This is a genomic window from Nitrogeniibacter aestuarii (assembly GCF_017309585.1).
In the GTDB taxonomy this organism is placed as follows: Bacteria; Pseudomonadota; Gammaproteobacteria; order Burkholderiales; family Rhodocyclaceae; genus Nitrogeniibacter; species Nitrogeniibacter aestuarii.
Map to the genome: position 1 here is coordinate 1156765 of NZ_CP071321.1, position 13684 is coordinate 1170448.

10 protein-coding genes and 1 riboswitch are annotated in these 13684 nt (G+C 63.2%); of the genes, 4 read left to right on the forward strand and 6 right to left on the reverse strand.

Annotated features, from left to right (window positions below; genetic code table 11):
• Window positions 1-39 precede the first annotated feature (39 nt).
• Complete coding sequence (locus J0W34_RS05380) at window positions 40-1500, reverse strand: alanine/glycine:cation symporter family protein (protein WP_227818256.1); 1461 nt, start codon at window positions 1498-1500, stop codon at window positions 40-42.
• Window positions 1501-1752: 252 nt separating this feature from the next.
• On the opposite strand from J0W34_RS05380, the gene J0W34_RS05385 reads away from it, so the two are divergent.
• Entirely contained in the window at window positions 1753-2565 is an 813-nt protein-coding gene (locus J0W34_RS05385; protein ID WP_230970974.1) for a helix-turn-helix transcriptional regulator, read from the forward strand.
• Between the two features lie 145 nt (window positions 2566-2710).
• On the opposite strand, the gene J0W34_RS05390 is transcribed toward J0W34_RS05385, so the two are convergent.
• From J0W34_RS05390 to thiC, 3 genes are all read right to left on the reverse strand, one after another.
• Complete coding sequence (locus tag J0W34_RS05390) at window positions 2711-2914, reverse strand: cold-shock protein (RefSeq protein ID WP_227818254.1); 204 nt, start codon at window positions 2912-2914, stop codon at window positions 2711-2713.
• A gap of 330 nt (window positions 2915-3244) precedes the next feature.
• Complete coding sequence (locus J0W34_RS05395) at window positions 3245-4438, reverse strand: MFS transporter (RefSeq protein WP_227818253.1); 1194 nt, start codon at window positions 4436-4438, stop codon at window positions 3245-3247.
• Window positions 4439-4735: 297 nt separating this feature from the next.
• The gene (gene thiC, locus J0W34_RS05400) at window positions 4736-6652 is read right to left on the reverse strand and encodes a phosphomethylpyrimidine synthase ThiC (protein ID WP_230970975.1); all 1917 of its coding nucleotides are present in this window, start codon (window positions 6650-6652) and stop codon (window positions 4736-4738) included.
• 52 nt (window positions 6653-6704) lie between these two features.
• Window positions 6705-6797, reverse strand: a riboswitch (TPP riboswitch).
• Window positions 6798-6986: 189 nt separating this feature from the next.
• On the opposite strand from thiC, the gene J0W34_RS05405 reads away from it, so the two are divergent.
• Together J0W34_RS05405 and gtfA are read left to right on the forward strand one after the other, a co-directional pair.
• Complete coding sequence (locus J0W34_RS05405) at window positions 6987-7934, forward strand: hypothetical protein (RefSeq protein WP_230970976.1); 948 nt, start codon at window positions 6987-6989, stop codon at window positions 7932-7934.
• A gap of 56 nt (window positions 7935-7990) precedes the next feature.
• A complete protein-coding gene (gene gtfA, locus J0W34_RS05410; protein ID WP_227818208.1) occupies window positions 7991-9433 on the forward strand; it encodes a sucrose phosphorylase in 1443 nt (480 codons plus the stop codon).
• Window positions 9434-9496: 63 nt separating this feature from the next.
• On the opposite strand, the gene thiD is transcribed toward gtfA, so the two are convergent.
• Complete coding sequence (gene thiD, locus J0W34_RS05415; RefSeq protein ID WP_230970977.1) at window positions 9497-10336, reverse strand: bifunctional hydroxymethylpyrimidine kinase/phosphomethylpyrimidine kinase; 840 nt, start codon at window positions 10334-10336, stop codon at window positions 9497-9499.
• 86 nt (window positions 10337-10422) lie between these two features.
• On the opposite strand from thiD, the gene J0W34_RS05420 reads away from it, so the two are divergent.
• Window positions 10423-12114, forward strand: a complete 1692-nt coding sequence (locus tag J0W34_RS05420; protein ID WP_230970978.1) for a carbonic anhydrase — start codon at window positions 10423-10425, stop codon at window positions 12112-12114.
• A 53-nt stretch (window positions 12115-12167) separates the two neighbouring features.
• Here J0W34_RS05420 and J0W34_RS05425 read toward each other — a convergent pair whose 3' ends face one another.
• A complete protein-coding gene (locus J0W34_RS05425) occupies window positions 12168-13580 on the reverse strand; it encodes an aminotransferase-like domain-containing protein (RefSeq protein WP_230970979.1) in 1413 nt (470 codons plus the stop codon).
• Window positions 13581-13684 lie beyond the last annotated feature (104 nt).

Consider the following 13684-nt stretch of genomic DNA (forward strand, 5'->3'; position numbering starts at 1 on the left):
GTGCCCGGATGCAGGGGAGCGTCCGGGCGGGCGGCGCACTCAGGTACGCTCGGGTGTCAGTGCAGAAGAGGCGGACTGCGGAAGCTCGGGCTCCAGTGTCCAGGCAGCGGGGTCGACGCCCACGTCGGTAAAGCGGCGGGCATCGAATCGCGGTTCGTCCGCCCCGGCAGCCACCTGTTGGTCGTAGTCCTTCATCAGACGCAGGCCGGTCTTGAACAGCATGGCCAGGGCAAACAGGTTGACCAGGGCGAGCAGGCCCATGGTCACGTCGGCGAAGGCGAACGCGGTGCCCAGATCGGTGGTGGCGCCCCAGCCGCACAGGGCAATGACCATCACCCGGTACACCACCAGCACGCTGCGGTTCTCACCGGTGAAGAAGCTCAGGCTGTTTTCACCCAGGTAGTAGTTGTAGACCATGGTGGTGAAGCCGAAGAGCATCAGGGCAACGCTCACGAACACCCGGCCCCATTCGCCCACGATGCCCGCCAGTGATGCCTGGGTCAGCGCAACGCCGCCCAGCTCGGTGGCCATGCCGGGTTGATAGACATTGCTCAGCAGCACCATGAAGGCGGTGCAGGAACACAGGATGAGGGTGTCGATGAATACCGAGAACGCCTGCACGATGCCCTGGCTGGCCGGATGGGGCACGTAGGCCACCGCCGCCACGTTGGGCGCGCTGCCCAGACCGGCCTCGTTGGAGAACAGACCGCGCTTCACGCCCAGCAGAATGGCGCCACCGATGCCGCCGCCAATGGCCGGCTCAAGACCGAAAGCACTCTTGAAGATCAGGGCAAACACGCCGGGGACCGCGTCGATGTTCATGGCGATGACGATCAGCGCGATGGCCAGATAGCCCACCGCCATGACCGGCACCAGGAATTCGGCCACCTGGGCGATGCGGCGCACACCGCCGAAGACGATGCCGGCCACCACCAGCGCCAGCACGATGCCCGAGGCGAACACCGGCACGCCGAAGGCGTCGTTGACCGAGGTGGCCACCGAGTAGGACTGCAGGGCATTGAAGCCGAAGCCGAAGGTGGCAAGCAACAGCACCGAGTAGATGCCGGCCAGCCACTTCCACTGCGGGCCCATGCCGCGCGAGATGTAGTATGCCGGCCCGCCGCGGTAGGTGCCATCGGGCTCGGCCTGCTTGTAGGCCTGGGCGAGAGTGCATTCGAAATAACTGGTGGCCATGCCGATCAGGCCCACCACCCACATCCAGAAAATGGCGCCCGGTCCGCCCAGGGTGATGGCCACGGCGACGCCGGCAATGTTGCCGCCGCCCACGCGACCGGCCACGGACAGCATGAGCGCCTGGAAGGAGGACAGATGCCCGTAGCGGTCCTTGGCGAAGGCCTGGTTGGCCCCGAGAATGCGGAACATGCGCCCGAAGTAGCGGAACTGGACGAAGCGCGAGCCCACGGTAAACCACAGGCCGAGACCGATGAGCACCACGATCAGCACCTTGCCCCAGAGCAGGTCGTTGAGCAGATCAAGCATGGTGGCCTCCAGTGAATGAGGCGGTGTGACGGGCGTAGCCAGGTGTGCGCGAATGAAGCAGGGTCATGTCGTTGTCTCCTTGTTCGGTCGTGTGGTCACGACGGCAGCTATGTTTTGCCGACAGGTGATGCCATTGGAACAAGGAGGAGGGCGCGCCGGGAATTTGACGGCTTGATACACATTGGCGCCAATCGACGCTGAAACTGCGCCATACTGCGCCAGTTGCCATGGGCGCTCCGGATCTGCAACCTCATGAATGAAGACTTCGCGCGTAATCTGCGCCTGCTGTGCAGCTACTACAAATCCATCGCCGAGGTGTGCCGGCGGCTGGACATCAACCGCCCGCAGTTCAATCGCTACCTGTCAGGGCGGTACCGTCCCGGCGACGGTACCCTGCGCCGGCTATGCGATTTTTTCGGTGTCGAGGTGCACGAGATCATGCTGCCCAGCGCGCAGTTCGAGCGACTGGTGTCGGTGCGACCGCGTCCGCAGCATGCGCCCGAGGCGCAAACCGCCGAGGCCCGCCATCTGATCCACCTCAAGGAGATCGGCAGTGCCGGGCTGGACCGTTTTCTGGGCAGTTATTTCGAGACCTATCTCTCCATGGCCTGCCCGGGCAAGATACTGCGTACGCTGGTGACCCTTGAACGGCAGGACGACGGCGTGGTGTACCAGCGCACGGAACGGCTCATCGAGCATCCAAGCGAGAAGGCCTATCACGGTGTGTATCGGGGCGTCGTACACCTGCTCACCGATCGCATCTTCCTGAACGACTACGAGACCCTGACCGGGCTCGAAATCACCCAGACCATTCTGTTCCCCTCGTTCAAGAACCGGGTCTCACGGCTGACCGGACTCAAGCTTGGCGTCTCGGGCAGCGGCGAGCGGATGCCATGCTGTGCGCGGGTGGTCTATGAATTTCTGGGGCCGCACATCGACGTGCGCAAGGCGCTGCGTTTGTGCGGTCTCTACGATATGGATGATGCGCGTATTGATTCAGCGACCCGGCAGGCCATTCGGAACGATATGGCACCGGGCGAGTGGCACTTTCGGGCGCGATACTGACTCAAGGCCAAGGTGGTTGAACAGCAGCCAAAGGCAGCCTGACCGGGGGAGGGGCCAGCATAAGGAGTAAACGAAAAAAGGGGCGGTGAAACCGCCCCTTTTTCAGACCTGGTCACGAGCCCGAAAGCGGGCTCTGACGCAATTATTACTCGGCCTTGATGTTGCTTGCCTGCTTGCCTTTCGGGCCGGTGGTGACGTCAAACGACACCTTCTGGCCTTCGGTCAGCGTGCGGAAACCGTTGGACTGAATCGCGGAGAAGTGCGCGAACAGATCTTCGCCGCCTTCATCCGGGCTGATGAAACCGAATCCCTTGGACTCGTTGAACCATTTGACAGTGCCAGTAGCCATGTCTTGTATCTCCGTAGAAATTAATGGGGTCTAGCCCCGAACGTAAAGGGCGAGATCAAGACGGCGAGTACAGATGGGGCTTGGTACGGCGCAGGAGTGCGTGAACACAACCGACAAAAGAACTGGACTGCTTAAAATCGCTGATGCGTACGCTACACGGCATTTCCCATAACTGCAAACAAAATTTTGAATTGGTGAAACACCGTCGAGCCCATATGGCGGGTTTACGTCGGTGCAATTGCGCCCCATGGCCCGGCAAACTGACGCCATGAAGTCGGAACCGGACTGTCTCGCCACCAGCCATTCAGGGGCATGGTGCGAGGTGTGGGCTCAGGCTGTTGGCATGCGCCGTGCCGCAAGCCCGGCGGCGAGGGCCACGATCAGCCATGCGAGCACGGGAAAGGCGAGTATCCATGGTAGCCAGTCAGCCTGCCGGGGCACGCCGCTGGCGCTGACGCCGAGTCGTACGAAGGTGGCCAGTGCCAACAGGGCGAACAGGATGCCCGTCAGGCGTCCATGCTGACCGCGGGCGCTGCCGAACTCGCCGACAAGACCGAAGACGGCGGCCAGGGACACGCCCCAGCCAATGCCGGCGATGAGTTGGCCTGAAGCTGCGGCGGCCAGTCCGGGTGCCAGTCCTGTCAGCGCGGCACCCACGGCGCCGCCAGCGCAGCCCAGCGCCAGCGCGGTGGTGCTGCCCACTGCGCGAGTGAGGCGGCCCGTCTGGGTCAGCGCCAGATGGAATCCGATCCAGAAGATGGGCAGCAACCAGGGCAGTTCATTGGCAGAGGCGTCCAGCAGATAGCGGGGACGCGCATTCAGGTTCGCGTCCGCCTGAAAGCCCAGGGCCGCCAGCATGATGAGACCGAACAGGGTGGGGAGCCGGAATTGGGGCAGGGGCCGCGCCTCACGCGCTGGTTCAGTCTCGCTCGAGGCGTGGCGTTCGGCCTTGATCAGACCGATGGATAAGGCCGCCAGCGCAGCACTCGACAGCGCAAAAGGCAGGCGCGGATCGAGCCCGCTCAGCACGGTGCCAAGGTACGGCGCCAGTGCGCTGGCAAGTGCGGTGCCCATCAACATGGTGGAGGCAAGGCGGGGAATGGCCGGGCGCGCAGCGTGACGGGTGATCATCGCGAAGACAGGTGCCCGAAGCGCCGACGAGGTGATCGCCCACAGGGCCGTCAGCGCCAGCAACAGCGGGGCCCGCCAGGTGTCATCCGCCGGGCCCGCCAGCCACGGTAGCGCCGCAAAACTCGCACACGACAGCAAGGTGGCGCCGAGCAACCATGGGCCGATTCGAGCGTAGGCGCGTCGGGCCCGGTCGGCGGCGAAACCCGCGACCACGTCGAAGACGGCAAACAGGATCTGATCGACCAGCAGGAGCCAAATGGTCATCTCCCGCGCAATGCCCACGCTCTCGAGCAGCGCTGGCAGGAACACGACATAGGCCGTCCAGCTGCACAGGAACAAGAACTGGACGACCGCAACATAGCGCGCAAGGGCGGAGGAGGTCGTCGCAGTCATGATATTGGCAGTGAGAATGGGAGGCTTCGGGACTTTAGCTGAAGCGCGCTGGGAAAAACGTTGATCCGTCACACTGACGTGGAAAATGGCGGCCGTGCGCTCTTGCGGCGCGCGTGCCACCGGCGTCTTGCATCAGCAGGCAGCCCCGAGTTCGCGCTTCGCCTTTTACGACATCCAACAACACAATGCCCGGCATCTTTCGATGCCGGGCATTGTGTCACCTCCCGCGCCGGGCCTCAGGCGTTATTCACATTTCGGACTGCGGCCCGTTTCTGTTGGTCCGTCGCCTGGTGTGGCTCACACCTTGCGATAGATCTCGGCCCCGGACTTGACGAACTCAACCGCCTTTTCCTCCATGCCCCGGGAGAGCGCCGCGTCCTCGCCGATGCCCTGCTGGGCGGCAAACTCGCGCACCTCCTGGGTGATCTTCATCGAGCAGAAGTGCGGCCCGCACATGGAGCAGAAGTGGGCGACCTTGGCCGATTCCTTGGGCAGCGTCTCGTCATGGAACTCGCGTGCCTTGTCCGGATCGAGGCCGAGGTTGAACTGGTCTTCCCAGCGGAACTCGTAGCGCGCCTTGGACAGCGCGTTGTCGCGGATCTGCGCGCCCGGATGGCCCTTGGCCAGATCGGCCGCATGGGCCGCCAGCTTGTAGGTGATGATCCCTTCCTTCACATCATCCTTGTCCGGCAGGCCCAGATGCTCCTTCGGGGTCACGTAGCACAGCATGGCGGTGCCGTACCAGCCGATGTTGGCCGCGCCGATGCCGCTGGTGATGTGGTCGTAGCCCGGGGCGATGTCGGTGGTCAGCGGGCCCAGGGTGTAGAAGGGCGCCTCCTTGCAGTACTCCAGCTGCAGATCCATGTTCTCCTTGATCATGTGCATGGGCACATGACCCGGGCCCTCGATCATCACCTGCACATCATGCTTCCAGGCAATGTCGGTCAGCTCACCGAGGGTCTTCAGTTCCCCGAGCTGGGCTTCGTCGTTGGCATCGTAGATCGAACCCGGACGCAGACCATCACCCAGGCTGAAGGCCACATCGTAGGCCTTCATGATCTCGCAGATCTCCTCGAAGTTCGTGTAGAGGAAACTCTCCTTGTGATGGGCCAGACACCACTTGGCCATGATCGACCCGCCGCGAGACACGATGCCCGTCATGCGGTTGGCCGTGAGCGGCACATAACGCAGCAGCACACCGGCGTGGATGGTGAAGTAATCCACCCCTTGCTCGGCCTGCTCGATGAGCGTGTCGCGGAAGATGGCCCAGGTCAGTTCCTCGGCCTTGCCATCGACCTTCTCGAGTGCCTGGTAGATCGGCACCGTGCCAATCGGCACCGGCGAATTGCGGATGATCCACTCACGGGTTTCATGGATGTTCTTGCCCGTGGACAGATCCATCACCGTGTCCCCGCCCCAGCGGATGGACCAGGTCATCTTGTCCACTTCCTCGGAGATGGAAGAGCCCAGGGCCGAGTTGCCGATGTTGGCGTTGATCTTCACCAGGAAGTTGCGCCCGATGATCATCGGCTCCGATTCCGGGTGGTTGATGTTCGAGGGGATGATGGCGCGGCCACGGGCCACTTCATCGCGCACGAATTCGGGGGTGATCTCGCCGGGAATCGATGCCCCGAAGCTCTGGCCCGGATGCTGACGGGTCAGGAGTTTGGCCATGCGTTCCCCCATGGGGCCCGTGCCCTGCAGGGACTCGATATACGCCGCCCGGTTCATGTTCTCGCGAATGGCGATGAACTCCATCTCGGGGGTGATGATCCCCTGACGGGCGTAGTGCATCTGCGTGACGTTGGCGCCGGCCTTGGCCCGACGCGGCGTGCGGTGCAGGCCGGGGAAGCGCAGCTCGTCGAGCGCGCTATCCGCAGCACGGGCACGACCGAACTCGGAGGACAGGTCCGGCAGCACCTCGGTGTCGCCGCGCTCTTCGATCCACTGCTGGCGCAGCGGGCTCAGGCCGGAGCGGATGTCGATCTTCGCCGCCGGGTCGGTGTAGGGGCCGGAACAGTCGTAGACGAAGATCGGCGGGTTCTGCTCACCGCCAAACCCGGTGGGCGTATCGGCCTGGGAGACCTCGCGCATGGGCACGCGCACATCGGGGCGTGAGCCTTGCACGTAGATCTTGCGTGAGTTGGGCAGCGGGGCTATGGCCGCTTCGTCCACGTGGGCGGATGAAGCGAGGAATTTTTCGGTGGCGTTCATGCGTGACTCTCCAGATGGATTGGGGGGAGAGTCGGATCGCGCTCAGGGCAGGGGCTTTGGCGCGTCGTTTCCCTTCGCCGGCATGATCCGGATCAGGTTCCAAGGGACTCTCTCAGCCGCACCGGCGGCACCCCCAACGAATGAGTGACACGCTAAAGGAAAACGCCAACAAGTTCAATTCAGGTTGACGCCCACTGCCAACGCGATGTGCGTACCGGCCCGGCGAGGCGTGACACATTCATGAGCTTCGGCTCGCTCATTGATTCAATCTATGAGCGCTTCGTATGCCCTGCGTATATAAATAAAGCTGCGTAATATGATCAAGGGGTACTTGATGGCTTCGAACTGGACGACGATGGGTGGGCTTGGTCGCGCACTGGTACTGGCAGCCACCCTGGCGGGGGGCTCGGCCCAGGCGGCTGATGCGTTCGACGTTGATAGCTTGGTCTGGTTCAAGGGCGGTACGCTCGCCGACTGGACCGGGACGAATGCAGCCAGCTTTGCCGCCTTCTACGACGACTTTACCGACAACGTGCCGCCGCCGTCCTCGCCGTGGATCTACGGGACCGGCAACCCCGCGCGTTATGCCCTCGTCAATGTTGCTTCGGGCGCAACCGACGCAGTGACCGAGTCGAACGGTTTTCTGCATATGCACCCCCGTCAGAGCACACCGGGTAGCAACGCGGCGGGTCAGGGGTTTGCGCACTCACTCGGTGTCCGGCTGCTCTCCAATGACGACGAGGCGTTCCCCGAGCGGGGGTTCAACTTCGCGGCAAGCAATGCGGTTGCCGGCATCTTTGCGCTGCCGAGCTTCAGTGACGGGAGCGCCATCGGCATTCGCCTGACCGATGCATTCAGCAACGCCAATAATATGGTCGATCTGCGCATGGGGCGCGAAGCAGGGGCTGAATTCATTCACTGGCGCGTACAGGATTTCATCAACGGGACGGCAACCGTCATCGATTCGGTGCCCTACGCCGTACCGGTGGGGGCTGACCGCCTGGTGCTGGCGCTGACGAAGCCGAACGAGAACGATTCGGAAGTGTTCGCTTACTACGGTTTCATGGACAGCGCGACAGGGGCGTATGTGGCCGGTGGCGAGCTCACCGCGCTCGGTGGCAGCACCGAGATCTTCGACGGCGAGTCGTTCTCGTCGATCGAACTGCGTGCGGTGACAGCGGTGCCGGAGCCCGCCTCGGCGTTCATGTGGTTCGCCGGCATGGCATTGCTGGCAAACCGCATCCGCCAGACACGGCGCAGGGCAGGTGACCCCGCGGTTTAAGGATTTGTTGCGCTGCGGTACCATGGGTTCGACCATCCTCACGACGGGAGAGCTTCATGGCGCTACGCAATGCGGTGCAACTCATCGTCTATCCGGACCGAATCGGTCAGGATCTGGCGGATCTGGAAAGTTTTCTCGATGAGCAGGTCGGGGATGCGATCGGCGGCGTGCATCTGTTGCCGCCGTTTCCGTCGAATGCCGATGGCGGGTTCTCGCCGCTGACGCATCAGGAGATCGACCCCAGGTACGGGAGCTGGGCGCAGGTGTCGAGCATTGCAGCCAAGTACGATCTGTGCCTGGATCTGGTGCTCAACCACATTGCCGATGAATCCATCGAGTTCAAGGATTATCTCGAGAAGGGGAGCGCGTCCGACTATGCCGCCCTGTTCATCAATGTGGACAGCATGGGCGAGATCAGTCATGACGATCTGGCCAAGATCCATATCCGCAAGGAGAAGGAGCCGTTTCGCGACGTGAGCTTTCGCGATGGCAGTCAGGGGCGCGTCTGGTGCACCTTCACCGAGCACCAGATCGATCTGGACTACCGCAACGAAGAAACCTACGCCTTCATGGACGACAACCTCAGGTTCATGACCGAGAAGGGGGTCAAGCTCTTCCGTCTGGATGCCTTTGGCTACACCACCAAGGAGATCGGCACCAGCTGCTTCCTGGTCGAGCCCGAGGTGTGGCGGATTCTCGAATGGTTCCGTGACAAGGCCGCGGAATACAACGCAGAAGTGATGCCAGAGGTGCACGACCACCCCAGCTATCAGTACGCCATCGCTGACCGGGGCATGTGGTGCTACGGCTTTGCGCTGCCGCCATTGGTGCTGTATTCGCTGCTCGATGCCGACAGCAAGTACCTGAAGGCGTGGCTGCGCATGTGCCCGCACCAGATGGTAACCGTGCTCGATACCCACGACGGCATCTGCATTCCTGATGTGGAAGGCATTCTGCCGCCCGAGGCGATCGAAGGGCTCATCACCAATGTGTCCGAGCGCTCGGCTGACCCGATTCTGCGCGGCTCGGCCGCCAACGTGCACAGCGTGGGTGCCATCTATCAGCTCACCTGTACGTTTTACGACGCGCTCAAGCGTGACGACAACGCCTACATCGCCGCCCGGGCCATCCAGCTGTTCGCGCCGGGCATCCCGCAGATCTATTACGTGGGCCTGCTGGCGGGGCAGAACGATGAAGCGCTGATGACTTCCACCGGTGAGCTGCGCGACATCAACCGTCACTACTACACGCTCGATGCCGCCAACATTGCCACCGCTCAACCGGTGGTGCAGCGCCTGCTGGCGCTCATGCGCCTGCGCAGCAACCACCCTGCCTTCGAGGGCGAGTTCGAATTGCGCTACTCGAACGATACGTCGGTGGATCAGGGGTGGCGTTCGGGCGATCACTTCTGCCGCGCGCACATCGACCTGCGCTTCCGCACGGTGACGGTCACGCATACCGATCCGGAGACGGGCGAAGTGATTGAATTCCGCGCCTGAGCGGGCGTGCCTGACAAGAACAAGGTCGGCGTTTGCCGGCCTTTTTTCATGACATCGGTGCGTTCAGTCCCGGCACCACAGTCGGTGGAAGTGATGCACCGGCCCGTGCCCGTGACCCACGTCGAGCTGGCCCGAGGCCGCGATGGCGCCGGCCAGCCACTGACGGGCATCGCGCACCGCCGCCTCGACCGGGCGCATCTCGCGGGTGCGCTGGGGTAGCAGTGCGGCCACGGCGGAGGACAGCGAGCAGCCGGTGCCGTGGGTGTTTCTGGTCTCGATACGATGGCCGCCCATCTCCACCATGCGATCTCCGTCGAAGAGCAGATCGGTCAGTTCGTTGCCGGGCAGGTGGCCGCCCTTGAGCAGTACCCAGCGTTCGGATGACGTGGGGAGCTGCTCGCGCAGGCGCTCGGCCGCCCGGTACATCTCCTTGACCGTTTCCGGCGCACGCTGTTCGAGCAGCACCCCCGCCTCGGGCAGGTTGGGCGTGATCATGAACGCCTGCGGGAACAGCGCCTCGCGCATCATGGCCACGGCACTTTTGGCCAGCAGATGGTCGCCGCTCTTGGCCACCATCACCGGATCGAGCACGACATTAGGGGCGTTTTCGCGAGCGAGGGTGTCGGCCACGGTGCCCACCACGTCGGCGCCGCCCAGCATGCCGATCTTCACCGCGTGCAGGGTGACATCGGCGAACAGCGTGTCCAGCTGCTGGCGCAGGAAGTCGATGGGCGGTACGTGCACGGCCGCCACCACCTGGGTGTTCTGCGCCGTGAGCGCGGCCACTACGCCGCAGCCATAGGCGCCAAGCGCGCTGAAGGCTTTCAGGTCGGCAAAGATGCCGGCGCCGCCCGACGGATCTACGCCGGCGATGCTCAGCACGTTGGGAATGGTGGAAGCCACGGGTTTCTCCAATTCAAGAATTCGTTGCGCCTGCCGAAACAGGGGGTATCCCTGTGATTGTAAAGGTCCGCAGGCTGGAGACCGACATGAAGCAACGACTGATCATCGCCGCGCTCGCCTTGAGCGTTACCCTGCCCGCGACGGCAGCCGACTGGACCATGGTGGTTCAGGATCGCACGCGTCGCATCGAAATCGACCGCGACAGCGTGCTGCAGTCCGACCCCGGTACCAAGGTGGCGTGGGGCCGTATCGTGCTCTCGCAGGAAGATGCCGGCGAAGCCGGCTACAGCACGGTGAAGGCGCTCAATCGTTACGATTGCAAGGCGCGCAGTTTTGCCACGGTCAAACGGGTCTATCTGGATGGCGAGAGCCGTGTCATTCGCGAAGAGCGGGTGGTCGAGCAGCGTCCGATTCAGGTCAATCCGCGCAGTGTGGACGAGCGTCTGTGGCGTGAGGTGTGCAGTCCCCCAAAAGCAATGGACATCGCTTCGCTGGCTGAAGCGGCAAGCCAGGCGGCGGCGGAGGTGGCCAAGGAAAACCCGGTGCGCCATGCGGATATGGCGAGCCTTGACGAGCGCAAGCTCGAACCCCTGCGCACGGCCGATACCGACCACGGAGACGCTAGCCACGGTGGAAAGATCGGTGGTTCTCACAACGCACCGGCGCCCCAGGTGGCTGCACCGGCCCACGAAGAGCTGCGACCCGGTAGTGCCCAGCCGGGTCATGAGCTGGTGACCGAAGGCAAGATCGAGCTGCCTTTCAAAAAAACCAAGAGTGCCGAGGCCGAACCTGCCGATGCACATGCACCGGCCGAGGTGCATGCAGCAGACAAGCACGACACCAGCGGCCACGAGCAGCCGGCGCCCACGGCGCGTGCTGAATCCACACCGGCCAAAACGCACGCCGCAGCCGACCATGCGCCGGTGGTGAAGAAGACCGCCCCCGCGCCCGCACGCAAGGTGGCCAGTCATGCTGAGCCGGCCCGGAAGGTGGCGCATAAAGCAACGCCCAAGGCCAAAGCGAGCAGTCAGCCGAACCTGCTTCAGGTCGCCATGCGGGAAGATGGTCATGGCGCAGCCGAGTCACCCGCCGCGGCGCACCAGGATTTCCACTGGTCCTACGAGGGCCTGGATGGCCCCGATCGCTGGGGCAAGATGAACCCGGCGTGGGGTACCTGTGACAGCGGCAAGCGACAGTCACCCATCGACATCCGCGACGGCATCGGGGTGGATCTCGAGCCGATCAAGTTCGATTACGTTCCGACCTATTTCCGCATTCTCAACAACGGTCACACCGTCAAGGTGAGTGTCGGCATGGGCTCACGCATGACGGTGATGGGGCGTGACTTCGATCTGGTCCAGTTTCACTTCCATCGCCCGTCCGAAGAGCGTGTCAATGGCCGTGGCTTCGAGATGGTGGCGCATCTCGTGCACAAGGATCTGGACGGTCGCCTGGCGGTGGTGGCCGTGCTGATCGAGCGTGGCTCGGCCCACCAGTTGATCCAGACCCTCTGGAACAACCTGCCGCTGGAGCAGGGGCATGACTATGCGCCGGATGCCACCATTGATCCGCTGGCGATCCTGCCAGCCGATCCAAGCTACTACACCTACATGGGTTCGCTGACCACGCCGCCCTGCAGTGAAGATGTGCTGTGGATGGTCATGAAGCAACCGATCCAGCTCTCGCCGGAGCAGATCGCGATCTTTGCGCGCCTCTATCCCAACAACGCACGGCCCATTCAGAAGGGTAACGGTCGCCTGATCAAGGCATCACGCTGAGCGCATTTGGCGTCGGGGTGAATAACGGCGGCTCTGAGCCGCCGTTATTCATTTCAGGCCTTGGCCAGCGCCTCGTCGAGGAAGCGTTCCAGCCGGGGTTCCTTGCCAAAGGTGACGTTCAGTCGAATCCAAGGGCTGGCCTGCATCTGCGGACGGAACACCTTGCCCGGCGCGAGCATGATGCGAGATTCGGCTGCGCGTGAGGCCAATGGCGCCGAGTCTTCGATGTGGGGCGCTCGGGCCCACAGGAAGAGGCCGCATTTGGGTTCGTGGAACACCTCGAGCCCGACGCGTTCGGTCATGCGCAGGGTGACGTCGCGGTGTTCGTCCAGACGGCCGTGGAGTCGCTCGACGTACTTGCGATAATGGCCGTCCGTGAGCATCTGATAGACCAGCTGTTCGGTGAATTCCGAGGTGGAGACGGCAGTGAGCGTCTTCACATCCGTGAATTGCGCGATGAGATCGGGGCGTGCGGCGAGAAAACCCACGCGCAGGCTGTTCGACAGGGTCTTGCTGAAGCTGCCCACGTAAATGACCCGGTCGAGCTGGTCCAGATTGGCCAGTCGGGTCACGGTGCCCGGATGCATGTCCGCGTAGGTGTCGTCCTCGATCACCAGGAAATCGTACTTTGCCGCCAGCTGCAGCACACGGAAGGCCGTTGCGGCAGACAGGTCGGCACACGTGGGGTTGTGCAGCACCGAATGGGTGAAGAACACCTTGGGTTTGTGGGTTTCCAGCAGGGACTCGAGCGCATCGGCGTCGGGGCCGTCAAGGCCGCGCGGTACGCCCACCAGCTTGGCCCCGAGCAGACGCAGGTTACCGAAGAAGTTGAAGTAGCCCGGATCGTCCACGAACACCGTGTCACCCGGCTTGATCAGGTGGCGGGAGGCAATGTCCAGCGCCTGGGTGGCACCATGGGTGAGCATGATCTGCTCTGGTGGGGCGCCGATGCCGAACTCGGCGAGGCGAATCTGCAATTGCTGGCGGAGCGGCAGATAGCCGGCCGGGGTGCCGTACCCGGTGACCCGCGCGTCGGCGCGACGGCCGAGCGAGCGCAGATGGCGTCGCAGGCCGTCCTGGTCCAGCCACTCCTGGGGCAGCCAGCCAGCACTCGCCTTGAGAATGTCGGGCGAATCGTCCAGTGCCTGTCGCATCAACCAGGCCACATCCACGGCCTGTTCGGTGATGACCGGGTCGGGCTTGCGGATGGTTGCCGCACGCTGCGGAGCGATATAGAAACCCGAGCCGCGCTTGGAGTGCAGGTAGCCCAGGGCCACCAGCCGATCATAAGCCTCGACGACCGTAAAGCGGCTCACCTGCTGGGTTTGCGCCAGTTTGCGGATGGGCGGCAGGCGCATACCCGGGCGCAGGATGCGGTCGTCCACCTGGTGGCGGACGGCCTGGACAATCTGTTCCACCAGCGGGGTGGGCTGGTTCGGGTCGATGCTCAGCTGCAACATGCTCATGCCCTTGTCCTCAAATTCGAGTCAGCCTGTCATGGTCGTTTGACCGGTACAGTGTGCTCGGTGTCTGTAGGATTGTTTCTGATTTAACGAGTAACTGTCAGGTA